Annotated in this window: 26 protein-coding genes and 1 pseudogene; 7 read left to right on the top strand and 20 right to left on the bottom strand. The window is 65.9% G+C overall.

Annotation, left to right across the window (positions count from 1 at the left end):
- Positions 1-51: 51 nt before the first annotated feature.
- From IPN92_17060 to IPN92_17130, 15 genes are all read right to left on the bottom strand, one after another.
- Entirely contained in the window at positions 52-678 is a 627-nt protein-coding gene (locus IPN92_17060; protein ID MBK8639894.1) for a thermonuclease family protein, read from the bottom strand.
- On the bottom strand, positions 675-911 hold the full coding sequence (locus tag IPN92_17065) for a hypothetical protein (protein ID MBK8639895.1): 237 nt from the start codon (positions 909-911) through the stop codon (positions 675-677). The genes IPN92_17060 and IPN92_17065 overlap by 4 nt, the downstream gene beginning before the upstream one ends.
- 2,477 nt (positions 912-3,388) lie before the next feature.
- A complete protein-coding gene (locus tag IPN92_17070) occupies positions 3,389-3,832 on the bottom strand; it encodes a hypothetical protein (GenBank protein MBK8639896.1) in 444 nt (147 codons plus the stop codon).
- Between the two features lie 322 nt (positions 3,833-4,154).
- Complete coding sequence (locus tag IPN92_17075) at positions 4,155-4,361, bottom strand: hypothetical protein (GenBank protein MBK8639897.1); 207 nt, start codon at positions 4,359-4,361, stop codon at positions 4,155-4,157.
- Positions 4,330-5,067, bottom strand: a complete 738-nt coding sequence (locus tag IPN92_17080; protein MBK8639898.1) for a hypothetical protein — start codon at positions 5,065-5,067, stop codon at positions 4,330-4,332. Before IPN92_17080 ends, IPN92_17075 begins: the two co-directional genes overlap by 32 nt.
- Positions 5,064-5,264: a hypothetical protein gene (locus tag IPN92_17085; protein MBK8639899.1), complete on the bottom strand. Its 201-nt coding sequence runs from the start codon at positions 5,262-5,264 to the stop codon at positions 5,064-5,066. Before IPN92_17085 ends, IPN92_17080 begins: the two co-directional genes overlap by 4 nt.
- Before the next feature lie 262 nt (positions 5,265-5,526).
- Entirely contained in the window at positions 5,527-5,844 is a 318-nt protein-coding gene (locus IPN92_17090; protein ID MBK8639900.1) for a hypothetical protein, read from the bottom strand.
- A complete protein-coding gene (locus IPN92_17095; protein MBK8639901.1) occupies positions 5,841-6,263 on the bottom strand; it encodes a thermonuclease family protein in 423 nt (140 codons plus the stop codon). Before IPN92_17095 ends, IPN92_17090 begins: the two co-directional genes overlap by 4 nt.
- Positions 6,260-6,868: a hypothetical protein gene (locus IPN92_17100; GenBank protein MBK8639902.1), complete on the bottom strand. Its 609-nt coding sequence runs from the start codon at positions 6,866-6,868 to the stop codon at positions 6,260-6,262. Before IPN92_17100 ends, IPN92_17095 begins: the two co-directional genes overlap by 4 nt.
- Positions 6,802-7,590, bottom strand: a complete 789-nt coding sequence (locus IPN92_17105; protein ID MBK8639903.1) for a hypothetical protein — start codon at positions 7,588-7,590, stop codon at positions 6,802-6,804. The genes IPN92_17100 and IPN92_17105 overlap by 67 nt, the downstream gene beginning before the upstream one ends.
- Complete coding sequence (locus tag IPN92_17110; protein MBK8639904.1) at positions 7,587-8,075, bottom strand: hypothetical protein; 489 nt, start codon at positions 8,073-8,075, stop codon at positions 7,587-7,589. Before IPN92_17110 ends, IPN92_17105 begins: the two co-directional genes overlap by 4 nt.
- Positions 8,076-8,782: 707 nt before the next feature.
- Positions 8,783-9,190 carry a hypothetical protein gene (locus tag IPN92_17115; GenBank protein ID MBK8639905.1) on the bottom strand — a complete coding sequence of 136 codons (408 nt, stop codon included), beginning with the start codon at positions 9,188-9,190 and terminating at the stop codon, positions 8,783-8,785.
- Between the two features lie 69 nt (positions 9,191-9,259).
- Positions 9,260-10,735 (bottom strand): HU family DNA-binding protein, encoded by a 1,476-nt coding sequence (locus IPN92_17120; protein MBK8639906.1) that lies wholly within the window; start codon positions 10,733-10,735, stop codon positions 9,260-9,262.
- A 34-nt stretch (positions 10,736-10,769) separates the two neighbouring features.
- A complete protein-coding gene (locus IPN92_17125) occupies positions 10,770-10,943 on the bottom strand; it encodes a hypothetical protein (protein MBK8639907.1) in 174 nt (57 codons plus the stop codon).
- A gap of 88 nt (positions 10,944-11,031) precedes the next feature.
- A complete protein-coding gene (locus IPN92_17130; GenBank protein ID MBK8639908.1) occupies positions 11,032-11,538 on the bottom strand; it encodes a glycoside hydrolase family 108 protein in 507 nt (168 codons plus the stop codon).
- A 154-nt stretch (positions 11,539-11,692) separates the two neighbouring features.
- Between IPN92_17130 and lexA the strand changes: the two genes are divergently transcribed.
- A complete protein-coding gene (gene lexA, locus IPN92_17135; protein ID MBK8639909.1) occupies positions 11,693-12,157 on the top strand; it encodes a repressor LexA in 465 nt (154 codons plus the stop codon).
- A gap of 337 nt (positions 12,158-12,494) precedes the next feature.
- Here the strand turns inward: lexA and IPN92_17140 are convergent, their stop codons facing one another.
- A complete protein-coding gene (locus IPN92_17140) occupies positions 12,495-13,199 on the bottom strand; it encodes an IPTL-CTERM sorting domain-containing protein (GenBank protein ID MBK8639910.1) in 705 nt (234 codons plus the stop codon).
- Positions 13,200-13,249: 50 nt separating this feature from the next.
- A complete protein-coding gene (locus IPN92_17145) occupies positions 13,250-15,484 on the bottom strand; it encodes a fibronectin type III domain-containing protein (GenBank protein MBK8639911.1) in 2,235 nt (744 codons plus the stop codon).
- A gap of 337 nt (positions 15,485-15,821) precedes the next feature.
- Between IPN92_17145 and IPN92_17150 the strand changes: the two genes are divergently transcribed.
- The gene (locus IPN92_17150) at positions 15,822-17,486 is read left to right on the top strand and encodes an endonuclease/exonuclease/phosphatase family protein (GenBank protein MBK8639912.1); all 1,665 of its coding nucleotides are present in this window, start codon (positions 15,822-15,824) and stop codon (positions 17,484-17,486) included.
- A gap of 83 nt (positions 17,487-17,569) precedes the next feature.
- On the opposite strand, the gene IPN92_17155 is transcribed toward IPN92_17150, so the two are convergent.
- Positions 17,570-20,467, bottom strand: coding sequence for a class I SAM-dependent DNA methyltransferase (locus tag IPN92_17155; protein MBK8639913.1), 2,898 nt, complete (start codon positions 20,465-20,467; stop codon positions 17,570-17,572).
- 124 nt (positions 20,468-20,591) lie between these two features.
- Here IPN92_17155 and IPN92_17160 point away from each other — a divergent pair, with 124 nt between their 5' ends.
- The 3 genes from IPN92_17160 (at position 20,592) to IPN92_17170 (ending at position 22,492) form a co-directional block, all read left to right on the top strand.
- On the top strand, positions 20,592-20,813 hold the full coding sequence (locus IPN92_17160) for a hypothetical protein (GenBank protein MBK8639914.1): 222 nt from the start codon (positions 20,592-20,594) through the stop codon (positions 20,811-20,813).
- Positions 20,779-21,042 (top strand): hypothetical protein, encoded by a 264-nt coding sequence (locus IPN92_17165; protein MBK8639915.1) that lies wholly within the window; start codon positions 20,779-20,781, stop codon positions 21,040-21,042. Before IPN92_17160 ends, IPN92_17165 begins: the two co-directional genes overlap by 35 nt.
- A gap of 133 nt (positions 21,043-21,175) precedes the next feature.
- Positions 21,176-22,492, top strand: a complete 1,317-nt coding sequence (locus IPN92_17170) for a Y-family DNA polymerase (GenBank protein ID MBK8639916.1) — start codon at positions 21,176-21,178, stop codon at positions 22,490-22,492.
- 25 nt (positions 22,493-22,517) lie between these two features.
- Here IPN92_17170 and IPN92_17175 read toward each other — a convergent pair.
- Positions 22,518-23,169: pseudogene (locus IPN92_17175) on the bottom strand (transposase).
- Positions 23,170-23,396: 227 nt separating this feature from the next.
- Here IPN92_17175 and IPN92_17180 point away from each other — a divergent pair.
- The gene (locus tag IPN92_17180; protein ID MBK8639917.1) at positions 23,397-23,750 is read left to right on the top strand and encodes a hypothetical protein; all 354 of its coding nucleotides are present in this window, start codon (positions 23,397-23,399) and stop codon (positions 23,748-23,750) included.
- An 81-nt stretch (positions 23,751-23,831) separates the two neighbouring features.
- Positions 23,832-24,758, top strand: a complete 927-nt coding sequence (locus IPN92_17185; protein MBK8639918.1) for a sulfurtransferase — start codon at positions 23,832-23,834, stop codon at positions 24,756-24,758.
- 56 nt (positions 24,759-24,814) lie between these two features.
- On the opposite strand, the gene IPN92_17190 is transcribed toward IPN92_17185, so the two are convergent.
- Complete coding sequence (locus IPN92_17190) at positions 24,815-24,988, bottom strand: hypothetical protein (GenBank protein ID MBK8639919.1); 174 nt, start codon at positions 24,986-24,988, stop codon at positions 24,815-24,817.
- Positions 24,989-25,034 lie beyond the last annotated feature (46 nt).

Below are 25,034 nucleotides of genomic sequence, written 5' to 3' on the forward strand. Positions count from 1 at the left end.
GCCGCTCCGGGATGGGGCGGGCTATGACAGGGACGTAAACGCCTCAATGCCTCACGGCGTGGCACGGGCAGCGTAGCGTTTGGTCCCGGAGGGGGTGACGCAGAACTGGCCGCCACGGCTGCCGGTGCAGCGGCGGTCCCCACCGCAGGGGCATTGGCTCAGGTCGTTGGCCGTCGGCGCGGGCTGGTGGCGGTAATCCCAGGGCGCCAGTGGGTGGGCATCCGCCCACAGACCCCGCCGGGCGGTCCGGGCGGACTGCTCGGCGGCGGCGTAGAGCACGCGATCCACTGGGCTTTGCTCGTCGGCAAAGGCGCGATACCACCAGGCGTAGCCTTCGCGCACCAGTTGCAGCCCCACATCCCGGTCCGCGCGGAGCAGGGTGCCGACCACCCGGCCGTTACGGTCGCGTTTCTCCCACTCAACGACCACCGTCTGGCCGCCGGCCAGGTCCGCCAGACGTTGTTTGGCCTGGGTGCCAAAGGCTTGGGTCTTCTCGGGGGCATCGATGCCGCCCAGGCGCACGCGTTCAGTGTGCTGGGAGGCGTCGAGCACCTCGACGGTATCGCCGTCCAGGATGCGCACCACGCGCCCCGTCAGGGTGGCGGCGGTGACCGGGGCCAGGAGGACCAGCCCCAGGAGTAGGCCGGCGAGGCCGCCGCGCGGCCCGCCGGCCTTCATGCCGGTGGCGTGGGGTGGCCGGTACCGTGGGTCAGGAGTTGGTCACGCAGCGCCGCCCGCTCGCCCAGGGCGGCGGCCAGCACCTCGGCCAGGGGCGTTTCATCGTCGCTGGCGGCCCAGGCGGCGCCAAAGCCGCCCAGCCAGTAGCGTTGCGCCTGGGTATCGTTGAGGGGTGGATATTCGGCGCCACCCGGCTTGTTGGCGCTCGCGGCGCCGGCTTTGAACCAGTCCATAAGGTATCCCTGCTAATACAGCACCCCCAATCCGCGGAGGGGGTATCCCGTGACGCCAGCCTAACACGGTGCCCCGGCGGGCACGGTTGTTCACCTTTATATTTTAGAACCTCGGCACGAAAAGGGGTTCCGCGCGCCCAACCAGACCGTAAGCGGTGCTGGGGTCAGCGACCCAGCCCCCCCAGCGGGGGGGAAGGGGGGGAGAATCGAATCTTCGGCCCTGGCCACCCAAGGCAGGACGCCGCGGAGTTCTAGCCACGATGGCGGCATCCGGGGGGAGGGACGGGCGCAGGGCTTGCGGCTGCCCCGGAGGGGGGCGCAGCCGCCACCGGGGAGCCCCCGCAAGCCCGGTGACCGGCCCGACGGCAATGCCTGAAGCCCTAGCCGACAGCAGGGAGCGCCGTGCTGGCCAGCAAGCCCAGGGGCTGAGGGACGAAGCCCGTGGGCGCCGCAGGCCAGCGCAAGCGGGCTCGCCACCCCGACGAACTGTCCAGGGGCGACCTTCTCTTAAATCCTGGGCCCCGGCCCGCAGCCATGGATGGCGAAGGAGGGACACCGGGCAGGACGCCCGCCCGCCATGGATGGCATTCTCTGGAACGGCTGGCAGGGCGGGCTATTCCGCGCGCGCTGCCCACAAGACCTGTTCCCGCCGGGAGCGGGACGGCGAGCCGTGGACGCGGAGAGAGGAGCGAAGGAGGGCGCGGACGGCGGAGGTAGCGTCCCGACGCAGCGACGAACGCAGCGCCCGGGGCGAGCGCCACGGATGGCTTTGATAGCGGGCCGCAGGCCCTCCTTGCCCCCCGGAGGGGGGAAGGGGGGAGAATCAAATCTTCAGGCCGTGGGACGGGCACGGGCCTTGCCCCGCCCTGGCTGGGGCGTCGTTTGCCCCAGCCAGGGGGGGACAAAGCAAGGCCCGTGCCCGGCCCACACAAGACCTCAAGGCGCCAGCAAGGGGAGAGGAGCGCCGTGCTGGACGGGGCGGCGGGGCGGGCGGACAGGCGCCGTCCGGCTGGCGCCCAAGCCACGGACGGCGACGCGCCAGCCGGGGGCGCCACCGCCCGCGCCGCTGTCCCGGCCAGCGCAAGCGGGGCCGCGATCCGCGACGGGCTCTCCAGGGGCGACCTTCTCGGGAATCTTCAGGCCCCGGCTCGGCCCCTGGCTGGGAAGCGTGAGCCTGCGAGCCTCGCCAGCCAGGGGACGGGACGGGCGGCAAAGCCGTCCCCTCGGGGGACAGGGGGGCGCAGCCCCCCTGCCCTAGCCGGCTACCACTCATCCCGGCAGAAGCACCTGCCCACCTGGCCGGATGCGATCCGATCACCGCATATCGGACAGAACCACTCCCGATCCTGCAACTGCCACCGCACGCGGTCCAATGGATCTACCCAGAACTTGTCCAACTCCCCCACCGACTTGATGTAGACCGGATCGCGAAGCAACTGATGGATGTTCATAACGCCGCCCTCTTAATCCGAGCGAGCCAATCCCGCCCGACGTCTTCCCACACCCCGGGGGCCCCCTGACGGGTCAAGGTGGAGGGCGCCTAGTGCCGCTTACCGACGCAGGAGGTTAGCGGCACTTGGCGACACGACCTTGAGGCGGCAGGGTACGGGGTACAGTGGGAAGACACGGGGGGGATGGCTGCATTCGTGGGCGGGGGCACGACGCCCCCGGGGATTCAAGGCACGATGCCGGCGCTGGACGCGCATTCTCCCCCTGGGGGGCCGCGCAGCGGGGGGGATCAAATCTTCAGGCAGGGGCCGGGCTGCCGGCTGGGCATAGTGAGCCCGCGAGCTGCGCCAGCCGGTAGACCGGCCGCGCCACGCCCCTCGGGGGCAGGGGGGCTCAAAATCTTCAGGGTCTGGCTGGGCGCGCTATTCCGCGCGCGCAGCCAACCAAGCCGCAGAGCCAGATCCGGGGAATCGACCAGCCGACCGCCTGGCACCCCGGGCGACACGGCGGAGGCGCGCGAAGCGCAGCTTGCGGAGCTTGCCGCGCCGGGGGAGGGGCGCCCGGGGGGACGGGCGGTGGGCGGCACTACGCGATGGCCTCTCTGATTCTTCAGGGGAAGGCCCCCTTGGGGCCGACCACCACCCCCCCCAGCGGGGGGCAGGGGGGAGAATCAAATCTTGAGGTCGTGGCCACGCAAGCCAGGACGGCGCGCGGATCGAGCCACGATGGCGGCATCTGGGGTTGTGAGGCCCTGGCGCGTGCCCTGCCGGGCAGACCGTGGCCGAACCTGAGAGGCGACGGGCTGGCCGTAAGCAGGGCGCGTGACAGGGCCGAACACCGCAGCTTCAGAGGCGCCGGCAAGGGGCATGGAGCGCCGTGCTGGCCCGCAAGCCCGGTGGGTGAGGCACGAACCGACCGGGCGCCGGGGGCCAGCGCAAGCGGGGTGCGGGTTGCACCAGGCTCTCAGAGGGCGAGGCCGTGCGTGGTGGCGATCACCCACAGCGGCCAGCGCCCGGGTGAAGACCCGTCTAGTTATTGCCCCCTTTGACATTCAGGGATTGGTATTTCAGGCAAGCGGCTGCTTTTTTCTTCTCGTTCTCAGCGCTGGGGTCGTTCATCAATGCCGTGACCGCCAGATTACACTCGGTTTGCGCTTGCTCCTTCGGCGATGGTTCAGGCGTCCATTGCATGTTCGCTATGGTCGGTTGATAGGATTCCGCCGCCAGACAGTACATATTCGTAAGTTTATGGTGCTTCCAGTGTTCTTGAGGATGAGCTTGCAGATAGGCACAGGTATCCTTAAACAGCGATTGGGCGGCCAGGGTGCATTTGGAGAACTTAATAGCGTGCTGACGATAGGCACTGCATACCGATTTCGGGCGAATTTGCCAGACTTGGTAGGAGTAAGGGATTCTGATGCCCTGGTGTTGCACCACAACGGACTGAATTTCCGTGCCCAGGGTATCCGTCATATGGCTGGTGATCCGCGTAGAAACGAGATCAAGATAAGACGCAAAAGCCGCAGAGAGGGGGTCCATAGTTTAGCTACTTGTTGCATATAACGCCGCGAGCCACCGCGGGATTGATGAGGCCAGGAGCCGGGGACGCTGAGGGTCAAGGCGGGCACGGCGGGGTTTATGAAACCTCTGACCCAAAATCTAACGCCTTTCCCGGGACCGGGCAAGCGGATTCGCCGACCGTGAGCGGCGGTTAGCGATTAGGTCCCATGGGTTGCCGCAAGCGGGGCTGCGTACTCAACAGCGCTCCAGGGCGCGCGGTGCTCCAGGGCTCGATCTAGGCTCCTTCTGCGCAATTTCTGGCGCGGGCCTTCACGGCGAAGTAGCAGACGACATGGGCTCTGACCCGCTCGCGCCAATGCTCGGGTACCTCCGCCAGCCGGGCGCTGCGGTCCGCGCGGTCCGTGCCTCGGATGACGTAAGCGTTCCAGGTGCCGAGGCTCTGGCGGGCTTCAGTCAAATAAATCGCCCTGACCGGCGTAATTCAACCAGACGGGAGCGCTGTTCTCCGCTTCAATGCGGTCGGCGATGACCGCCCCCCGTTGGGCCGAGGTGGGCGGGAGGTAGCATCCGAAACGGGAGATGCTGCCGCTGTTGACGGCGGCATTGGTGCTGTCAGCGCTGGCCAGGGGGAGACGGGTGAAGATGCGGGGATCCATTATCCGTAACCCGTGTAGCTTGGTAATGGGTCGCCCCTGCTCGTCGGTGATGGCATCCATGGCTGCCGATATCCGGTTCCACCAGGGTTTTGTTCCTGGCGTTGCCCATTGCCCTGAACTGCCGAGGGCGACCCGGGGCCAATCGCAACAGAGGCGCTCCAGTCTCCCAATGGATTCATGGAGATGCCAGACGGGGACACCGTACCAGGCGCCCCCTTCGGCCTGGAACTCCTCAACCAGTGCATCGTTCTCTTCTTCGCTGCCTTCAATGATGTCGGGGATCAGTGCCCATTCAAACCCGGGATGCTGGCACCAGGCCTTGACCCATTCCAGATAGCCCCGGGTATCCAGTGCCCCGCCCTGCTTCCAGATGGTGAAGGCCCCGTTGTCAAAGGCGAAACTCTGACAAACTGCCGCCACGATGCCCATGTCATCCTGCCGTGGATAGGGGACCAGGGCATGACGACCTGCCAAAAAGCGGGCGGTATCCTGGCGGGTGCTCCCAAATGGGGTGCCGTGGTAGTGGATCATTCGCTGGTCTTCCGGGGCGGGAGGATTTCGATGCAAGCGATGCCTACCATCAGGGACTCGGGTAGGTCCGACCAGGCGGCGGGTTGCTGGTGCAGTCGGGCATCCGGGCGACAGGCGCAGGCCGTCACCATGGCGCCCAGGGTCAGCGTCGCCACCGTCGGCAGGCGTCTAGGTCCAGTGGGACGGCCAGTCATCATCGATGTACCGGGTCTGCGTCAGGATGGCGGCCCGGGCGGGATTCAGCCAGCGGTCCAGGGCCTCCCGGTCGCCAGGTGTGCGGCCGAGGTCAGGAATTCTCTGGGTTTTCGGTCGGTGATTGGGCTTCCCGGCCCTCAATTTCTTGCGATGCCTGCCCATTTTTTTCATTCCCTCCTGTGTGCGTACCTCTACAGGCCCACATACACCCACACCTTACCTGCCCCCCTCCCCCCTATATCCCCCCTCCCCCCCTCCGGGGTCCTATTTCGCGATGGTGACCAGGGATTGGACGGTCAGGACGATTAAACCGCCGGTCGCGGACAGCAAGGTGAGGATGATGACCAGCATCAGGCGGTGCTGGGCGTGGTGCTGTTCCTCTTCGTGGGCCTGGAAGCGGTTGCACAGTTGTTCGCGTTCCCGGTTCATCGTTTCATGCTCGACGAGGGCGCGGTTTAGCCGCTCCTCCAGCAATTCGAGGCGGGTGGTGTGGCGGTGGACCTCGCTGCCGATGCGATAGGCGACCGTCTCGCGGGCGGGTTCCTGGAATTCGGCCAGGTCGTCGTAGGCTGGGGGGCTCATCGGTATAACCAGGGGGTTTGGTGGGTGCCGGGGAGCGACCAGATGCCGGCCTTCTTGTACTGGGCGATGGCCTGGGCGGCCTGGTAGCCCTGCTGGGTGCTGGGGCACAGCCAGATGGCGGCATAGCCACCGAGGGCCAGCCGGAGGCCGAGGTTGCCGTAATCGCGCTTGCGCAGGACCTCGGCGATCTGGCGGCCGTATTTGTCGCTGCCGATGACGTCCACCAGTATGGGTTCGTTGACATAAAGGAGGGTGCGCAGATAAGACCGGGCGCGGAGGCCCCAGGGGCTTTGCGCCATCTCCGGGGCGTCGATATAGGCCAGCCGCAGCTTGACCTGCTCTGGCTGGCCATTGACGGTCCGGGTCGCGCCCAGGGTGTCCCCGTCGTAGGTGTAGGTCAGGCGCATCAGCTCGCTCATGGGATAGCCTTCGCTTGCGCATCGGTAAGGGGCTTGCCGCGGGCGGTGCCGACTTTGAAGCCGAGGCTGGGGGTAAAGCCGACGGATCGGCCGCTCGGGCTCCAGTTCGCCTTGAAGGTGCCGAGGTTGTCGAGCTCGACGGTGCCGCCCTTGCGGAGGATGTCCTTGATCTTCAGGAACAGCTTTTGATGGGTGCGGATGACGATGTCGCTCAGGTTAGCGGGGGCGTTGGCGCCGAGCTCGGCCTGGAGCAGGTCCATAACGGCGACTTGGAAGGGGGAAGTGCCCACATCCTGCCGGGTGGCCGCGTCTGGGTGCGCGGCCTCTGGCGTCAGGAACTCATCAAAGCCCTTGATCTTGACGGGCGATGCTTGCCAGGTGATGGCGCCATAGGTGTTGCGCGCGATGGCAGCCACGCCGAAATAGACGTTCGCCGGGGCGGCGGTGTAGCCCATCAGGGCGGAAACCCCCTCGGCAAGAAAGCGCTCCTCCTGGTGGTCGGCAACGCCGATCTGGGAGATGACGGTCCGGCTCCCCTTCATGAATTTGACGAAGAGGGCCACCGCGCCGGGATGCCGCCACTTGACTTCGACCAGCTCCGGCAATTGGCCCGTGCCGTGGTTGGCCAGACCAGGGCCTGGCGCTGGAGGGTCGCGCCGCACCACTCGGGGACAGCGGTCGGGCGCACATCCGGGGTGGCCAGATATTCGCTCACGCTCGCCCGCGGGCTGGTGGCGGTGCCCACCTGCTGCCAGGCCGATACCGTCACCCGGTGAGTGCGGCCATCGCCGGGGATCTCGGCGCCATCGATGCGCAGAATGGCGGGCTGGGTGGTGCCGGGATTCTCCCAGGTGGCGGCGGGCTGGATCTCGGGTTGATCGTCCACCTGGTAGGCCACCCGGACGGCGCTGGGCAGGCCCCAGTACCAGAGGCGCAGGAACTGGTCGATGACCAGGTCCGGGCGCTTGGGGTCGGTGATGAGGTGCATTTTCATGCCGAGGCCCCGGGGGGGCTGGGCAGCGGTGCGCTTGCCGATCAGGCCGATGCGGGCCAGGGCCTTAATCATCAGGGTGCCCAGGGAACGCATGATGCCCTTAGCGGCCACGGACAGGGCGCAGACGGCCTGCATCGGCTTGAGGGCCATGATGACCAGGTTAGCCTGGCCGATGACCGCCAGGGTCGCTTGAGCGGCCAGGTCGAGCCCGCCCGGGGTGGCCTCGGTCGGCTGGAAACTGAAGGCCAAGGCCCCGCCCGGGGGCGGGGTGTAGGCGTCCTGACCCATGAAGCTGAAGGCGAGGGCATGGCCGGGAGGTGGGGTGTAGCTCATAGCGGGGTCACCCCATCGAGGACCTGGGCATTGAAGGCCACGCCGCCCGCATCATCCCGACAGAGGGCGTAGTGACTGCCCCGGGAGCCGGCGGCCAGGTTGAAACTGCCATCGGCGGCGCTGGTGGTGTCGTCCAGGAGTTTGCCGGTGGTGGCGTCGTGCAGGAAGAGCCGGCGCGCGGCCGGCTGGCCGTTGTCATCGACCACGTTACCCGCCATGCCGTAAACCGCCGTTTGCAACACCCGGCCCATGGCCTGCTGACCCGCGACCAGGACGCGCCCATCGTGGGACAGGGCGAGATTGAGACCCAGGTTCTGCCAGCTCCAGCCCGCCTCGGGGAGGCGGTGGTAGCGCTGCACCCAGGCCCCGCCGGTGTACTCGTAGGCGACGACAACGCCGTTTTTCTGCAGGCCCAAGCTACAGTTCGAGGCGCCGACAAAGAGGACGTTGCCCTCGGGGGCGAGGGCCACGCCTTTACCGAACATGCCGTAATAGTCGTCCCCAGGTAACAGGGTGTCGCGCAGTTGGAAGTGCCCCCGCCCTCCTTGGCCAGGATGAAGACCTTGCCGTTGTAGTAGTCGGCACCGTCGTTGCCCACCGCCATCAGGGTTTCATCGGCAGAGAGCGCGACCGATGAGCCGAACATGTCGGTGCCCGGGAGGGTGATGGTGGCGATGAGGTTACTGTTTATCCAACTGTAATTGCCGTCCACGATGAGGTCATAAACGAGGATGGCGCCCTGGTCGTTGTTGTAGCTGGGGGCGCCGACATAGAGGCGGTTGCCGGCGGCGTTCAGCCAGCAGGCATAGCCGAAGAGGATATCGGCGGTACCCGGCGCCTCGAGGAGCCCGCAATAGCGCATCCCCCAGATGTCCTCGCCGTAATAGAAGGCGACCCGGCCACGCCCGTTGCCGTTGTAGGGATCGCCGACCGCCAGGAAGCGACCCGAGGCGGCCAGGGCCATGCCGCTGATCTCGCCGTCGATGATCCCGGATATATTCAAATCGTTGGACTTTGCATAGGCGTCCTCGGTGAGGTCGTAGAAATCCAGCCAGCGCTGGTTGCCGGTATCCCAGCCGACCACCACGCGGGAGCCGTTGCCATCGACGGCGCAATAACAGGTGTAGCCGTCGCCGTTCTGTGGTTGCAGGATGGCTCTTGTTTTCAATACTCCGGGATGGCTCATGGCGGCTTATCCGATGTGAATTTCGAGTTCGCCGGCCAGGAAGACCGGGACATCGCCGGGGGCGACGGGTTTGGGGGTGGTCAGGGGCACCACGAGGCGGACGGTGCCGTCCTGGTCCTTGAGGACGACGGTGGTGATCGAGGGCCAAGCGGTGGTGGCGGTGGGGAACGGGATGGGGGCCAGGTTGCGGAAGACGGTGGCGCCGCTGGTCTGGGCCGCATCTTTCGCCCAGCGCTCGGAGCCGGGGTCGCAGCGCACGGGGGCATAGCTGGCGCCGGTGATTTCGGTGCCGCCCAGGCCGTCATCGGTGGGGGCGACGCTGTAGAGGTGGACCTGCCATTGGGCGATGGCCATGGGTTGGTTCAGGAAGAGGGCGGCGCCGATGCTGGCTTCGAGGCTGTCGGTGGCGTTCATGGGGCGGACTCCAGGCAAAAAAAGACCGCCACGCGCTCACGCGCGGGCGGTGGGGTGGTTGACGCGGGGTTATGCCGCGGCCTTGGCCTGGGCGTCGGTCATGATGCTGCCGGCCTTGGTGCCGGCCTTGAAGCCGGTGGAAGGGGCAAAGCCCAGCGAACGGTAGGCGGGGGTGATGACCGGCTCGCCGTTGCTGGGGTTGCGGCCCAGGCGCTCACTGGTCCACTTGGCGGCGAAGACGCCGAAGTCGCTGAGGTCCACGCTGCCGCCCTTGGCGATCACGTCCTTGATCTTGAGCAGGATGTTGTCGCAGGCGCTGTTGACGATGGTTTGGCCTTCGGTGGGCAGGGCGCCCAGGGCGGTCAGCACGTCGGCGAAGACCTCGGCCTTGAGCACGGCGTAGAGGACGTCGCGGGCGGTGCCGGCCACCTCGTCGGGGGTCGGCGGGACCACCGCCTTGACCTTGCTGGTGATGTTGATGGGGCTGGCGTAGGTCTCGCTCGACTTGGCGCTGAGGTTGGTGGCCACGATGTGGAAGCGATAGGGGCGCGCCACGGCGGGGCCCACGTCCTGGACGACGAAGCGGCTGATGTTCTCCAGGCGGACGGACAGTTCGCTGCCGTTGCTGGTGTACACCGAGTGCTTCTTGCCGACGAAGTCGGTGACGAAGATTTCGACGCCCGTACCGGGGGACACGGAGTCCTTGACCCAGGTCAGCTCGACCAGGTCGGAGATGACGTCCTGGCGATCACGCAGCAGGGTGGAGGTCAGGGACACGCAGGGCATGGGCGCGGCCATGTCGTACTGGAAGAACTCGTTAGGCAGGTTCACCCAGGCGCCCGGATCGCCGGAGACGTTGTAGCGCATCCGCAGGCCCACCGCGTGGCCCATGCCGTCGCGGGGGACGATCTGGTCGAGGGACTGGACCAGGGACAGGCCGACGCTCGATTCGGCGTAGGTGGTGACGTTCTCCACCTCGACGGTGATGAAGCCTAACGGGTCGGTGATGTCCTCGACGTCGGCCTCGACCTCGAGCAGGCCCGGGCATTTGCCGGTCCAGCGGAACAGAATATCGTTGCCTTCCAGCGTCTCGCCGGTGATGGGGTCCTTGCCGCGGGCACTGACCAGGGAGACGGGATCGACGGGCGTTTTGACGGTCCAGATGCTGCCACCGTTGGCGGCGTTGCTCTTGGTCTCGTAGAGCAGGAACTCCTGGGCGGCGGTGACGCGGGGGGTCGGGCGGCCGGGGTTGAGGCTGTCGAAGATGCTCTCGTTGTTAACCTGGTAGAAAACACCGCCCTCGTCACGGGTCAGGTACAACTGAACCGGTGGGCCGGCGGGGTTGGTAAAGGTGGGCGTGGCGAACAGGGGCTCGCTGCCAACCGCAAAGGTGATGATCTTGGACAGGTAGCCGGCGGGGTTGCCGGTGCCGTCAACCATGCTGGCGGGCGTCAGGCTGGCGCCGGTGGCGTCGAAGAGCGCCAGGGTGGCAATGGCGTTTTCTTCCTGGTGGAAGAGGCGGAAGGAGGTGCTGGATTTGGACATGATGAGGGCCTGTCAGTGGGTGGAGGGGTTAGGTTTAGGGACGGGTGTCAGTGAAAAAGGCGCCGATGGCGCCCGCGATGGCCATGCCGGCGGCGGCGATGGCGGCTTGCTGGTCGGGGCTGACGGCCAGACCGGCGGCGGTGAGGAGCCACACCAGGCCGCGCCAGGTGCTGGGCTCGGTGAGGAGGGATCGCCAGTTGAGATTCATGGGTGGGTCTCCAGGCTAAAAAGGGGCCACGTCGGCGGGGTTGCTGCCCTGCTCCCGTGGCCTAACAACGGAGAGGTACGTCGTGAAATCATGCGGCCAGGGGCTCCCGGGCGCGGGCCAGGGCCAGGGCGGCGCGGCGGGCGCGGTGGACCCGGCGCGACCAGCCGGCGCCGAAGTGCCTCCAGTTCGGCAGGTCGCGGTAGAAGTCCAGCCGCAGTTCGGTGTAGCGCGCGATGAGGTCGTCGCGGTCGGCGATGGCGACGCCAGCCAGGGTGACGGGGCCCATGACGCCATCCTCGGGGACCCCGACCAGGTGCTGCAGGAGTCGGATGGCGCGGGCCGGGCCGGCGTTGACGGCGTGGTCGAGGACCAGGAGGTCGAGGCCCGCGGGGAGGCGCTCGCCCTGGATCGGCGCCCAGTAATCGCGCTGGTAGATGGCTTTCGCTTCGTCCAGGGACAGGGCGCGGATGTCGAGGGCCGGATAACTACGCTGGCTGATGCCAAACTTGGTGACCCCGCCGGGGTCCTTCGGGTCGTTCACGAGACCGCCTTCGGCGGCGAGGACGTGGGCAATGCAGTCGGGGAAGTTTTGCATGAGTGGCTCCGTGGTGATGGGAGCCATCTTTCATGAGATGGGCGGGGTTGGCGGGCGGGTTATGGACGGAATGGACGGTAGGGAGGAGAATTCGTCGGATGGCGGGGCGCCCGCCTGCCTCCAACGCCTGTCACCCCCCCCGCCGGAGCCGCCGATGCCCCAAGTCGTCTACATGATGCCCAAACGGACCCGCCTCTTCTGGGACCCCCGCCTCGAACCCCTGGGGCTGGAGGATGAGCCCGGGATCGAGGTGCCCCTGTTGGGCTATGTGAGTGCGGGGCGCCCGGTGGAAACGCCCGAGGAGCAGGAAACCATCCGGGTCCCGAGCCACATGACCCGCAAGGCCAGCTATGCCCTGCGGGTGCGCGGCCATTCCATGATCGATGACCAGATCCAGGACGGCGACATCATCGTCATCGAGCAACGCCAGACCGCCGAGAATGGCGAAACGGTGGTGGCGCTGATCAATGGCCAGCAGGTGACGCTCAAGAAGTTTTATGTGGAAGCGCAAGGGGTCCGCCTCCAGCCGGCCAATCCCGAGATGGCGCCGCTGTACCTGCGGCATGATGAGATCGAGATCCTGGGGATTGTTTCCGGGGTGGTGCGGATGACGCCCTGAGGGGAGGCCACCGTGGGAAGGGCAGCCGCGGCGGCGGGGAGACTGATGACGCGATTAAGCGCTGCCCGTCTGGACAACACCCGGTAACGCGGCGTGGCCCGGGGGGTGCTGGTGGCGGGGGCATGGCCTCGGGACAGGCTACTCACGCCGGTCGCGAGCCCCCTATGGCGGGTTCGTACTGTTTTTTCAGCCTGCTAGGTATCGCCCAGCCCGCGCTGGCCGCGGTGTACTGCGCCGCTAGGGCCGTGAATACCTCCCGGTAGGCTTGGCAACAGCATCCCTGCTGACGACACCCCCCGCCCGCCGCCACCCGACCCTCCCGCTCGGTGCCGACGGGTTACCCGCGCGGGGTAAAGCCCTGGCGTTGCCGCCAGCCCGCCAGGGTTAGTAGGGCCAGCCCCAGCAGGATCAGCCCCCATTCCGAGAGGGTGGGAATGGACGTGGCTCCACCGCCAAATGCCGGACCGCTCGGGTCGCTGATCTCACCAGCGGCCGGGTTGGTATCACCCGCGCCTCCATCGGTGATGGTCAGGATGACGGTATTGCCGGCGATCTTCACTTGGTTGGTCCAGTCGACCCAGTTTCCGCTGATGTTCTTCCAGTAGCGCGTCTCGGCCGGCAGGGGCTGGGGATAGGTCAGGGTGATGGTGAGGGTACCGCCGGCGCCACACTGCAGAGCGGTAAAGCCAAAGACGCCATAGGGGAAGTTGGCCCCGGCGGGCGGACGGGTGGGGACGGTGAACTGGGTGCTACCGGTCTGGAAGCCCAGACAGCCGCCGGTGATGCGGGCCGTCACCGGCCCGCCGGGAGTGTTCCCGGTAACCTGGGTGGCCAGGACGCTGAAGGACTGTTGTACCGGCGGCGCGGCGTTGTAATTACTGTTCCCGGCCTGCGTCGCATTGATAGTGCAACTGCCGGCGGCCTGGAAGCTGACCTGGCCGTCGGTCAGGGTGCAGACGGCGCTGCTGGCGGGGTCAATGGCGAAACTGACCGGGAGCCCGGAAGTGGCGGTCGCGGTGGGCGTATAGACGGGGCCGCCCACCGTGGCGCTGGGCGCCGTCGAGGTGAAGGTGATGGTCTGCGCGCCCTTAGCTACCGTAACGGTCTGTTGTACCTGCGGGCGGCAAGGAAGGTGTTATTCCCAGCCTGGTTGGCATTGATGGTGCAGTTGCCGATGGCCTGGAAGCTGACCTGGGCGCCGGTCAGGGTGCAGACGGCGCTGCTGGCGGGGTCAAGGGCGAAGCTGACCGGGAGCCCGGAGCTGGCGATGGCGGCGGGCGTATAGACAGGGCCGCCCACCGTGGCGCTGGGCGCCGTCGTGGTGAAGGTGATGGTCTGCGCCGCTTGTGGTGTGACCGCGTTGGAGGCGGCCGAAGGGGTGCCCGTACCCGCCGAGTTAACGGCCGCTACGGTAAACGTATAACTCTGGCCATTCGTCAGACCGAAAACGACTAGGGGTGAGTTGGCACCCTCCACGGGCACTATGTCCGCTGGGCTTGCCGTGACGACATAACCCACAATGCCGACGCCCCCGGTATTCCCCGGCGCCGTGAAGGCGACGCTGGCCGCGGTATCACCGGCCGTGGCGGTCACACCGGTCGGCGGGCCGGGGGGAACCGCATTCACGCTGAAAGAACGGCTCACCTGGGTAGCCGGCCAGTAGTCGCTGTTGCCGGCCTGATCGGCGTTAATGGTACAGGTACCCGCCGTCACAAAGGTCAAGACGCCAGCAGAGTTAACGGTACACACACCCGTAGTGGATGAGCTAAGGGTGACGGGCAATTGGGAATCCGAAGTCGCGGTTAAGGTCGGCGTAGTACCAAAGTTCTGCGCGCCCGGGTTGTTAAAGGTAATGGTCTGCGTCTGTTGGTTGGTCAAGCCAAAACTGACCGTCACCGCGCCTTTGGCGCTGGCGGCAACGGCGTAACTCCCCGCCGTGCCATTGGCCGTGGCGGTGACGCTGGCGGCGCCGCTGGCGATAGTGACCGGGTTGGTGCTCAAGGTGGCGCTGGCGCCGCTGGCGGGGGCGGTGAAGGTCACCTGGCCGCCATTTGCGGGTTCACCGGCCACCATGGCGGTCACGCTGACGGCCAGGGCGCTGGCGAAGGCCGTGGAGATGGCCGTGCTTTGGAGGTCGCCGCCGGTCTTGGCCAAGGTGAAGCCTTGAGATTCAAAGGCGCCGATGTCGCAAGCGGCCCCTTGGGGGCGCGTCACGCCCCGCTGGTCCGTAGCGGGGCAACCGCCAGTGGTCCCGGCCCCGGCGTCGATGGCTGGGGAACCCGGTAGCAGCGGGATCGTCTGCGTCGGGCCGCCGTAATTACCCAAGGCGCCCAGCAGGGGAACGGTGTTGCTCAAGGAGCCGTTGTATGTACCAAAATTACAGGACGTCTCGTCGTCGAGGTTTTTGCTGAAGTCATGTATTTCGCCCGGGCCAGAGCAGTTGCCCCCGGTATTGCCCGCCAACAGTGTGTTGGTGAGGAAAATATGAGAATAAGAATAAATACCTCCACCGGAGGTGGCCGTGTTGCCAGAAAAGGTCACATAGGTGAGCGTCACTATATCAGCCAAGTTTAAGAGCCCGCCGCCGTAAGAAGCCGTGTTACCGGAAAAGGTCACGTTGGTAAGCGTCGCTTGTTCTGTGCTATATAGCCCGCCGCCGTAAGAAGCCGAGTTGCCGGAAAAGGTCACGTGGGTGAGGGTTGCTGTGCTCCCGTAATGGTTATGAAGCCCGCCGCCGTAAGAAGCCGAGTTGCCGGAAAAGGTCACGTTGGCGAGGATTGCTGTGCCAATGTTATGAAGCCCGCCGCCGTAAGAAGCCGAGTTGCCGGAAAAGGTCACGTGGGTGAGGGTTGCTGTGCTCCCGTAATCGTTATGAAGCCCGCCGCCGTTGGATGATGCCGAGTTGTCGGCAAAGGTCACATTAGTGAGCGTTGCTGCAGGGCTGCCAGATGAATACTCGAGAAGCAGCCCGCCTCCGACATCGGCATGGCCCTCGGTGACGGTTAGATTCTGCAACACCACGGTTGCTGCTCTAACATGGAAAACCCGGCTGGCGTTATTCCCGCTGACCGTCACGGCATGGCCCACGCCGTCGATTGTCAGTTTCTTGTCGATCAACAACTCGCCGGACGTGAGCGTTATCAGCATGCCCTCATCGAACTGGATGATGTCGTCAGCCGCGGCTTCCAGGATGGTTTGCCGCAAACTCCCTGCCCCAGCATCCGCGCTAGAGGTAACGGTCAGGGTCGCCGCCTGGACGGCCGGGTTAAACAAGACCGCGCACACGAAGAAAGCCAGCCGACAGATATTCAGACAGGCGGTGAGCATGGCGGCAACCCTGCTGGGGTGAAGAAGAGTCAGGGGATATTATCAGCCGGCTAATAGTCTGCATATCGGTTGATGCTCCCCGAGCGTCATCTGGCCTCCATGTGCCTCGCGGTATGCTCCGCGCCGTGGGGAATCACCCACGGCGTCACGACGCCACCCGCCACCCGCCGCCCGTTTGTCGCCCCTGCCCATGGCCCGGGAACCTCGCAACCTCATGGCCAGGTGTGGTGACCCTAAAGAGGCTAATATCACTCTGTCCTGGAGAGCACCCATCAACACGCGGTGGGTCTTGCAACCGATCCGACGCGTGCCAACCGGAGGCTAGAGGTCCCCTGCCATGCACCGTCCCCGCCATACCCCCTGTTACCTGGCTGCTGGCCTGGCCCTACTGCTGGCCCTCCTCGCCCCCCTGGCCCTGGCCGATGAGGCAATACGGGTGGTCACCTGGAACCTGGAGACGGTGGGGACCCCCGGCAGCGCCCCCTATCAGGCGGTGGCCGCCGTGCTGGGGCGGATCGACGCCGATGTGGTGGCCATCCAGGAGGTGGCCAGTGCGACCGATACCCGCAACCTCCAGACCCTCGCCCTGCAACTGGGCTATCCCTATGTCGAGATCGCCCCCGGCGGCCCCTTCGGCGCCTTGCGCAATGCCCTGCTCTCCGACTTCCCCATCACCCGCAGCACCCTCTGGACCGCTGCCCTGCTGTCCGGGGATGCCAAAGCCAATGACCTGACCCGCTTCCTGCCGGAGATCCGGGTTGATGTCACCGGCCAGGGCCATCTGCTGGGCCTGGTATCGGCCCATCTCAAGTCCGGCACCGATAACCTCGATGAATTTCGCCGCGCGGCGGAGTCCTTCCGGATGAACCAGATTGCCGCCGAGGCGGTTCGGGAGGGGATTCCGCTCATCATGCTGGGCGACCTCAACGCCGACCGCGGCGATGCCCCCCTGACGCCAACTTGGTTTACCAGCGTCCCCGGGACGTTGCCCGCCGGCATGGTGCTGGGGGCCGACCTCCAGGCCCTGCTGTCCGGGGCCGGGCTGCGCAATGACCCCTTCGCCTACCTCACCGCCCGGGCCACGCTCCTCCCGGCCCGCCAATTGGATGGCAGCCTGGCGACCCGCAAGGCCTCGGGGCGGCGCCTCGACTATCTGCTGACCAGCCCCACCCTGACGCGGCGCGGCCCGGCGACCCAGGTCTATGACTGCGCCGACGAGGGCCGGCCCGGCGGCCTGCCCCTGTCCGGGGCGCCCCTGGCGGCGGGGGTCTGTACCCTGGCGGCGGATCATCTGCCGGTGTTCGCGGATCTCGTCGTCCCCACCGCCGCCGTGGCGCAGACCCTGCGCATCAATGACGTGGCGCGGGCCGAGGGCCAGTCGGGCACCAGTCCCTTGACCTTTACCCTCACCCTCAGCCCCAAGAGCGCCGGGCCGGTGACGGTGCGCTACGCCACCGCCAATGGCACTGCCCAGGCCGGCACGGATTACGTCGCCGCCAGTGGCCAGGTGACCTTTACGCCAGGCCAGACCAGTAAGACGCTGGCCATTGGCGTCAAGGGCGACACGGCGCGGGAGGGTAACGAGGTGTTGTTCGTCAATCTCACCCAGGCCACGGGCGCCAACCTGGCGGACGCCCAGGGCCAGGGGACGATCCTCAATGACGATGGGCCGGTGCTGGCCATCGGGGATGTCACCCTGGCGGAGGGCCACAGCGGCACCCGCACCGCCAATTTCCGGGTCACGCTGACGCCCGCCAGTACCAGCGCGGTGACGGTGAGGTATGCGACCGCCAATAGCACGGCCCAGGCGGGGAGTGATTATGTCGCCAAGAGCGGGAGTTTGAGCTTTCCGCCCGGACAGGGGGTGCAGACGGTCAGCGTGGTGGTGCGGGGGGACCGGGTTAAGGAGGGGAATGAGACTTTTTTTGTGGATTTGAGCACCCCGAGTGGGGCGACGCTGTTTGATGGGCGGGGGATGGGGACGATTGGGAATGATGATTAGGGGGGATGGTAGGGAAACAATAGGGGTCTAGCGGGTGGGGTGGTGTTGCGGCAAGGACCCAACTCATCCGCAGGGTCAACCCCTCAGCCCGCGGACCGCGCCAAGTTCAGCGCCAGCAGCCGCCGCAGAATCTCCTCATCGGCCATCTCCGGCCCGTAGTCGGCCCAGCCGTAAGCGGCGGCAACCGCCACATCAAGCGCCTTGTGCGCGTTGTCGAGCCACGCCGGCCGGGCGTTGTAGAGGTTGGTGAGGGTCCGTTTCTTCAACTCGGCCGCATGCTCGGGCTTGGGGATGATCCGGTCCGGGTAGCCGGGGACGACCTCGGGGACCCGATCCACCCAGCCCGGCGGGTTCAGCCAGTTCTCGCGTAGGGCGTTGAGCCGGTGGGCAGCCTCGGCGATAGCGAGGGCGACCGGGCGGCGCTCGGGGGCGACGGGCGGGAGGATGATGCCGGATTCCAGGGCCTCGGTGGGGCCGGCGGTGTCGGCGGGGGTCAGGCCGGCGGGGAAGGGGAAGGTCTCGAAGCAAGAACCAGCGTTGTAAGTTGGATCGTTGCCAACCCCATGACGGGAGGCATTCGCTAGAGCCCACACCAAATGCAGACGCGACGAAAGAATCCCGAAAGTAGCGTCATCCGCGCGACAAATGGCATAGAGACGGGAGTCTGGCAATACGGCGGTGTCCAGCCAGACAAAAATGCGATGCTTAGAGACGCGGGATGTGGCGAGAAAGCGACGGATGCCAGACATCGCCCGTCGAAGCGCAGGTACGGTTTCCCCATGGCGCCACCAATACCGTTTACGCCCTTCTCTGCGGCCTGCTTCACGCATAGGGCGCACATGCTCTGCAACTTCTGCAAAAGGCGCCATGTACAAAGCGGCATCCGACTCGGACAATTCAACGCCAAAATCGATGATCCATGTATCGGATGGGCGTCCGCTGAGGTCTTGGCCGTTGGCCCAAGGCCGGAGTACATCGCTGTTTGGCTTTCCGTGGGGGTTGGGTTGCGGTAACCACTGGCGAGCCGTGGCGCCAGGAATATCAAACCGACCCACCTTAACCGGTCCCTGAAACGCAACGCCGGCGTTGCCCGGCAAGGGGACGGCATCGGTAAGCCGCAGCCCCGACCCGGCGACGGTCAAATCGGGGTTGATCCCCTCAGTCAGCGCGCCGTTGAGCCTGGTCGGTCGCCCGTGGTCCTTGGGGCCAAAGGCCACGAGGGACACGCGCACAGCCGCGCCATCGTTGATCCAGGGTTCATCCGACCAAGCGGCGAATATCTCACTTGAACCCTGGATCTGGTCAAGAACGGCACGGTTACGCCCCTTGCGGATCGCCTGCGTAGCAACCAAACCGGCGTACCGCGTCTTGCCCTCGGCAAGCTGCACCCTGGCCTTCTCGAACCAATAGGTCACCAAGTCCACGCCTCCGGGCAAGCGGCCGTCGTAGAGTCCGCGAAGCCTGTTGACGTACCCCTCACCAAAAGCGCTGATCATGCTCTGAGATCCCAGAAACGGCGGATTCCCCACGATGACATCCGCCGCCGGCCACTCGGGTTCCGTCCCGTCCGGGTTGACGATGGCGTCGCGCTGCTCGATGGTGTGCAGCGGCTTCAAGATGGGGTTCCTCGACAGCGAGAATCCGTGCGACAGCATCCATTGGATCTCCCCGATCCAGACGGTGACGCGGGCGAGTTCGGCGGCGTAGGGGTTGAGTTCGATCCCCAGCACGCATTCCGGCCCAACCATCGGGAAGGCCCTGGACAGCCCCAGGGCCTCGGCCTCCAGGATGACCCGGTGTTCCAGATCCTTGAGCCCCAGCAAGGCCAGCAGCAGGAAGTTGCCGGAGCCGCAGGCGGGGTCCAGGACCCGGAAGTGGGCGAGCCGCGCGAGGAAGCCTTGGAGGAGCCCATGGGCCTCGTTCCGGGCCTTGGTGCGGGCGGACAGGGACTTGGCGGCGGTGGCCTTCGCCATCAGGGCGGCGATCTCGGCCTTCCTGGCCGTCCACGCGTCCCGCAGCGGATCGAGTACCACCGGATCGACCAGGCGCATGATCGAACCGCGGTCGGTGTAGTGGGCGCCCAACTGGCTGCGTTTGTCCGGGTCCAGGCCGCGCTCGAACAGGGTGCCGAAGATGGTCGGCTCGATGGCCGACCAGTCGAGCCCGGCCAGCGCCCGCAGGGTCTTGATGTCGTCCACCTCCAGCGGCAGGGTGTCAGCGGAATCGAACAGCCCGCCGTTGAACCAGTCAACCGGATCGAAGCCGACGCGCCCGCCCTTCGCCATCGCCCCGAACAGGTCTTGCAGCATCCCGGTGAGGCTGGCCGGGTCCTTGAGCCCCGCATCCAGCAGCCGGGTGAACATCTGGCGGGGCAGGAGTTCGATATCCTCCGCGAACAGGCAGAACAGCAGTCGGATGCAGAAGTGACCGACCGCCCAGGGGTCGTGACCACGGGCACGCCAGCGCTGCGCGAGATCGCCGAAACGCCCGGCGGCGGCCTCGGTGAGGGCGGCCGTGGTCTGGCCCGGCCGCAGGCGCTCGGGATCGCTGAAGGCCCACTTGAGCAGCCGGCGCTTGCTGGCGTCGCGCAGATCCTCCAGGAGCAGGATATGGACATCGGGCACGGTGCCGGTGAAGGCGGTATGGATGACGATCCGGTCCAGGTCGGAGACGATCAGGAGCGGCGGATATTCCAGTGCGGGGGTGTAAAGCTGAAGCTGCTTGAAGGCATCCTTGAGGTCTTTGCCCTTGCCCTTGTACTCAAAGCCGAAGCAGGCGCGTTTCCACACGTCCGCCCAGCCGTCCCCGCCCCCGGCCTTGGCCGCACCCTTCTCGAAGCAGTACCAAGCGCCGGTGGGGTCGGCCTCGGCGGGCGTGGGCTCGTCCAGGAGGCGGCACAGATCGAGAAAGTGCTCCTGGGCGGCGGAGCGCTCCTTGAGGTTGGCGTCTCGCCATTTGGTGATGAACTGGTCGGGGGTCACGTCACGTCCGGTCAGATTAGGGGTGCGGTTGGGACCGCGCCCAGGCCCCACGCCGTTGGTCAAGCAGCGGCGGGACGGTCAATATACCGCACTCGAAGAATACCCGGCGCGAGAAGACGGCATCATGGCAAGCTCACCTAAGACTTACTGGCTGAACCTGTTCACGGGGACGACCTGGAAGGAATTCCGCGCGGCGGGGACGACGATCAGCGGCTTTCGGGCGTCACGCCAAAAGCTGGCGGCCAAGATCCAGCCGGGGGATGTCTTTCTCTGCTACCTGACGGGGGTGATGCTATTCGGGCCTGTTGCGCATGAGCGATCTCATGGCGCTACAGCCGAATCTTGACATCAAGCTCTTTATCGTCGCCCCTGAAACCCGGAGAGCCAAGGTGGAACGCGAGATCAAACGGCCAACCTTTATGCTGCGGCCGAAGCCCCTCAATAAAATTTGTGGGTTCTTGTCCTTCTCTAACTTGATGGTGAAGGTGGACGGTATCCGTGAACTCGGCCTGGCGGGGGCCCTCAGCCCCAGTTTCCTGGAGACGACCGCTGAGTATTTCGAGGCCAAGCTGTAACGGCTGGCCTGTAAGTCCACTAGGCAGGGGGGCAATACGCCGATGTGGCGGCTGGCCCCGGGGTGTGCCGAGCCAGGCAAATAGGGAACGTCTGCCCTATAATCTGATTCTCGTTACACCTATCGGAGTCCCCATGCCCCCCGGCCCCGCGCCACCGGCGCCCATCCGCCCCTACGCCCTCATCGACGCCAACAACTTCTACGTCAGTTGCGAGCGGGTCTTCGACTACCAGCTGCGCGACCGCCCGGTCGTGGTGCTCTCCAACAACGACGGCTGTTGCGTGGCGCGTAGTAATGAGGCCAAGGCCCTGGGGATCAGGATGGGGCAGCCTTTCTTCGAGGTGCGGGACCTGCTGGCCCAGCACCAGGGCCGCGCCCTGTCCTCCAACTATGCTCTCTATGGCGACATGAGTAGTCGGCTCATCCAGGTCATCGGCCAGTTCAGCCCGGAGCAGGAGGTCTATTCCATCGACGAGTCCTTTCTGCGCTTCACGCCGGGGGAGGCCGCGGGCCTGACCGCCCTGGGCGGCCAACTGCGGGCGCGGGTCCTGCAATGGACCGGCCTGCCGGTGGGGGTAGGCATCGGGGTCACCAAGACCCTGGCCAAACTGGCCAACCGCCTGGCGAAGAAGCACCCGGACTTTGCGGCAGCGGGCGTCTGCAATCTTCTGGAGCTCGCCCCGGAGCAACAGGCCGACTACTGTACCAAGCTGGCGGTGGGTGAGGTCTGGGGCATCGGTAGCCGGTGGAGCGCCAAGCTCAACACGCTGGGGATCACGACCGTGGCCGATCTCATGCGGGCGGATGTCGCCACCGTCCAGCGCCAATTCAACGTCGTGCTGGCCCGGACGGTTATGGAATTGAATGGGATCGCCTGTCTGCAACTGGAAGCGGCCCCACCCCCTCGGCAACAGATCATTGCCTCGCGCAGCTTCGGTATCCCAGTGACCGCCTTCTCCATGCTCAGCGAGGCAGTGGCCAGCCACACCGCCCGGGCGGCGGCCAAGCTCCGGTTAGCGGGTTTAGAGGCCGGCCTGCTCCAGGTCTTCATCGGCACCAACCCCTTCAAGCCCGAGGCGCCCCAGTATCACCCCGGGGCCACGGTACCCCTCGCCATCCCCACCGCCGATACCCCGCGGCTGCTCCGCGCTGCCCGGGCCGGCCTGCGGCAGATCTACACCCCGGGGTACGAATACAAACGGGCTGGCGTCGTGCTGCTCGAACTGGCACCGGTGGGGGCGGTGACGGGGGATCTCTTCGCCAGAACCACCCCGGCGGCGACAGCGCGTCGCGAACGGCTGATGGCGGTGCTGGACGGGGTGAACGCGCGCTGGGGGCGCGGCACCTTGCGCTATCTGGCGGAGGGGTTCGTGCAGCCCTGGCAGATGCGCCGGGCACGGATGACGCCCCGCTATACGACCTGTTGGGAGGAGTTGCCGGGGGTGGGCTAAACTATGTGGCATGTGTGGCCGCTTCGCCCTGACCCACGCCATGCCACTCGCCGTGCTGCCATTGTCGTTCGATCAGGCGGTTAACCCCGGCGGTCTGCCGCAGCTTGAACAGATAGCGCTGCCCCATGGCTGCCATCTCGCGCATGACCCCCTCCTTGCCAAAGGCGTTGTCGCCGCGCACCCGGGTGGGGCGTTCCTCGGGGGCGAGCCGCTCGAGCAACTGACACCGGCGGGGCAGGCGGTGTTTGGCCGCGCTGGCTTTGCCGCCTTGCACCTCGACATCGAGCACCAGGCGCAGGTTGCCGATCCAGTAGGTATGCAGGGGTATGGCTTGGTTCGGTCACGTGCGCATAGCGCCGCTGCCCATCCAGGATCGACAGCAGCCAGGTGCCGAGGACGTTCCCCACCTCGGGCGCGTTGGGGCTCGTGTAGGCCATCGGACAGCCATCCACCCAGCGCGCGAACAGCCCCGAGACGTCCAGAAACTCGGCAAAGAACACCAACTGCCCCAGGGCGGTGGCGCTGCCGCCTTCGTCCCAGCGAACGTGAAACCGACCGCCGGGGGTCGCCACGCGCAACACCTCCGCCGCTCGCTCCTGCTGCTCCTGCTGCTGCTCCTGCCAGGCGCTATCGACCGCTTTGACCAGAGCCTTTTGCTCAAACACCCCCTCACCCATTGGGTGACCCTCCTGTTCTGATGCAAGCCCGCTCCCGCACTGAGCTTACAGCCGTTCTGTCGAAGTCAACTGAGGAAAATAGGTTTATGCGTCGCTGCGTGAGCCCCAGCCAATCTGAGGACGGCTGGAGTCGCCAAATCTGACTGATTGCCAGCCCCTGGGAGCAACCCCCAGGGGCAACCAACCGAAGCCGCCCCCGCGGCCACTTTCCACGAGGAGTGATCCAGATGACAAGAAGCTTTCGTTCCCTTTCCACGGCCCTGTTGTTCGGGGCCGTCTGCGCCCTGCCCATCTCGGCCAACGCCCTGACGAGCATGAGCGGCGAGTGGGAGAAGGACGTGGATGTCACCGGGGCGACCCAGGATGACTATCGCAAGGTGCTGGGCTCGGACTTGGCCAAGAAGATCGTGATTTATTGCGGCTTTACCAAGTGCGGGCGCTCCCATAACGCGGCTACCTGGGCCAAGAAGCTGGGCTACACTAATGTTTATCGCGCTCCCGACGGCATCACCGCCTGGAAGGATCTGGGATATCCTTACCTGGTGGTGCCCAACAAGGGCAATGTCTATCCCAACAAATAGCCCTTAGGCGCCCCGCACCTAACCCTTGCCCGCCATCGGCGGGGCATTTGCTTGATGTCATCGAAACACAAGGAGCCCCCGATGTTGAGACGTTTGCTGATTCCAGTCCTCCTGTCTCTTCTCACCTTCGCCCCCGCCCACGCCGCCCGCGACTTTCTGGTCGACGCCGACTGGCTGGCCGCCGAGCAGGCCAACAACCCCAAGGTCATCATCCTTGAGGTGCGCTATCACCCCCATCGCTATTTCACCGTCGGCCACATCCCCGGTGCCATCCAAGTGCAGCGATTCAAGGATCTGGGCGACAACGACGGTCGTTCCATCATGCTCTTCCCTTCCCAGGAGGACTTCCAGGCCACTCTGCGCCGCTGGGGCGTGAATGATGACTCCACTCTGGTGATCTACGACGACTCCCGCTCCGCCCTGGCCGCTCGTCTTTACTACCTGCTGGGGCTCTACGGCTTCGACATGGCGCGCGTCAGGGTACTCGATGGCGGCGCCCTGGAGTGGAGTGGTTTTAACGATCTGACCAAGGAGCCCAGCCAGGCACCGGCCCCAGGCGGCGTCACCCTCAAACCCGCCAATCCCGCGCTATTCGTGCGCTGGGAGCAGGTTTATGACGACGTGGTCTCCCGTCGCGATCCCGGCGTGGTGCTTGTGGATGCCCGGCCCGCCGAGATGTACAGCGGTCAAATCATCCGCCATGCGGTACAGGGTGGGCATATCCCCGGCGCCCTCAACGTCGTTTCCCTGGATGGCACCGATCCGCTGACCCAAAAGTGGCGCAACGAGGGCGAACTGGCGGAGTTTTACCAGAAGGTACCCAAGGATAAAACCGTCTACCTCTATTGCCACGACGGCTTCCGCATGAGCCTCGGCTGGTTGCAACTCCACGCCCTGGGTTACCAGGACATTCGGCTGCTGGATGGCGGCTGGGGGGTCTGGGATCGCGCCTTCACCCTGCCAGTGGTCAAGGGCGAAGAACCTTATGACGAGGAGTTCGCCCTTTAGGTAAGCGATCTGGCATGGGCCAGGCGGCAGCCGCCATCCGGTCCGGTGAAACGGGCCTACTTGTTCCCCTCCTCCTTGGTGAAGAGGCCGATTTCATACTCCAGGTTGTAATGACCGAAGACGAGATTGGCCTCATGCGTGAGTTCCTCGAACAAGTCCTGAGGATCCTCGCCCGCCGCGATCCGTTGGTTGACCAGGGTCTCGAGCGCCTCTTTAAAGCTGCCAGCCATGATGACCTCCCATTGATGTGTGACCCGCTATCAAGTCTAGCAGCCC

It is taken from the genome of Chromatiaceae bacterium, assembly GCA_016714645.1.
Taxonomy (GTDB): Bacteria; Pseudomonadota; Gammaproteobacteria; order Chromatiales; family Chromatiaceae; genus M0108.

What these genes read in the sequence shown, in the direction of transcription:
- IPN92_17145 (MBK8639911.1), bottom strand. Translation starts at nt 15,484, where the DNA reads ATGCTCACCGCCTGTCTGAATATCTGTCGGCTGGCTTTCTTCGTGTGC.
- IPN92_17185 (MBK8639918.1), top strand. Translation starts at nt 23,832, where the DNA reads ATGTTGAGACGTTTGCTGATTCCAGTCCTCCTGTCTCTTCTCACCTTC.
- IPN92_17095 (MBK8639901.1), bottom strand. Translation starts at nt 6,263, where the DNA reads ATGAGCGAGCTGATGCGCCTGACCTACACCTACGACGGGGACACCCTG.
- IPN92_17065 (MBK8639895.1), bottom strand. Translation starts at nt 911, where the DNA reads ATGGACTGGTTCAAAGCCGGCGCCGCGAGCGCCAACAAGCCGGGTGGC.
- IPN92_17160 (MBK8639914.1), top strand. Translation starts at nt 20,592, where the DNA reads ATGGCAAGCTCACCTAAGACTTACTGGCTGAACCTGTTCACGGGGACG.
- IPN92_17180 (MBK8639917.1), top strand. Translation starts at nt 23,397, where the DNA reads ATGACAAGAAGCTTTCGTTCCCTTTCCACGGCCCTGTTGTTCGGGGCC.
- IPN92_17080 (MBK8639898.1), bottom strand. Translation starts at nt 5,067, where the DNA reads ATGATCCACTACCACGGCACCCCATTTGGGAGCACCCGCCAGGATACC.
- IPN92_17105 (MBK8639903.1), bottom strand. Translation starts at nt 7,590, where the DNA reads ATGAGCTACACCCCACCTCCCGGCCATGCCCTCGCCTTCAGCTTCATG.
- IPN92_17165 (MBK8639915.1), top strand. Translation starts at nt 20,779, where the DNA reads ATGAGCGATCTCATGGCGCTACAGCCGAATCTTGACATCAAGCTCTTT.
- IPN92_17085 (MBK8639899.1), bottom strand. Translation starts at nt 5,264, where the DNA reads ATGATGACTGGCCGTCCCACTGGACCTAGACGCCTGCCGACGGTGGCG.
- IPN92_17190 (MBK8639919.1), bottom strand. Translation starts at nt 24,988, where the DNA reads ATGGCTGGCAGCTTTAAAGAGGCGCTCGAGACCCTGGTCAACCAACGG.
- IPN92_17110 (MBK8639904.1), bottom strand. Translation starts at nt 8,075, where the DNA reads ATGTTCGGTAAAGGCGTGGCCCTCGCCCCCGAGGGCAACGTCCTCTTT.
- IPN92_17125 (MBK8639907.1), bottom strand. Translation starts at nt 10,943, where the DNA reads ATGAATCTCAACTGGCGATCCCTCCTCACCGAGCCCAGCACCTGGCGC.
- IPN92_17130 (MBK8639908.1), bottom strand. Translation starts at nt 11,538, where the DNA reads ATGCAAAACTTCCCCGACTGCATTGCCCACGTCCTCGCCGCCGAAGGC.
- IPN92_17090 (MBK8639900.1), bottom strand. Translation starts at nt 5,844, where the DNA reads ATGAGCCCCCCAGCCTACGACGACCTGGCCGAATTCCAGGAACCCGCC.
- lexA (MBK8639909.1), top strand. Translation starts at nt 11,693, where the DNA reads ATGCCCCAAGTCGTCTACATGATGCCCAAACGGACCCGCCTCTTCTGG.
- IPN92_17060 (MBK8639894.1), bottom strand. Translation starts at nt 678, where the DNA reads ATGAAGGCCGGCGGGCCGCGCGGCGGCCTCGCCGGCCTACTCCTGGGG.
- IPN92_17170 (MBK8639916.1), top strand. Translation starts at nt 21,176, where the DNA reads ATGCCCCCCGGCCCCGCGCCACCGGCGCCCATCCGCCCCTACGCCCTC.
- IPN92_17070 (MBK8639896.1), bottom strand. Translation starts at nt 3,832, where the DNA reads ATGACGGATACCCTGGGCACGGAAATTCAGTCCGTTGTGGTGCAACAC.
- IPN92_17120 (MBK8639906.1), bottom strand. Translation starts at nt 10,735, where the DNA reads ATGTCCAAATCCAGCACCTCCTTCCGCCTCTTCCACCAGGAAGAAAAC.
- IPN92_17115 (MBK8639905.1), bottom strand. Translation starts at nt 9,190, where the DNA reads ATGAACGCCACCGACAGCCTCGAAGCCAGCATCGGCGCCGCCCTCTTC.
- IPN92_17150 (MBK8639912.1), top strand. Translation starts at nt 15,822, where the DNA reads ATGCACCGTCCCCGCCATACCCCCTGTTACCTGGCTGCTGGCCTGGCC.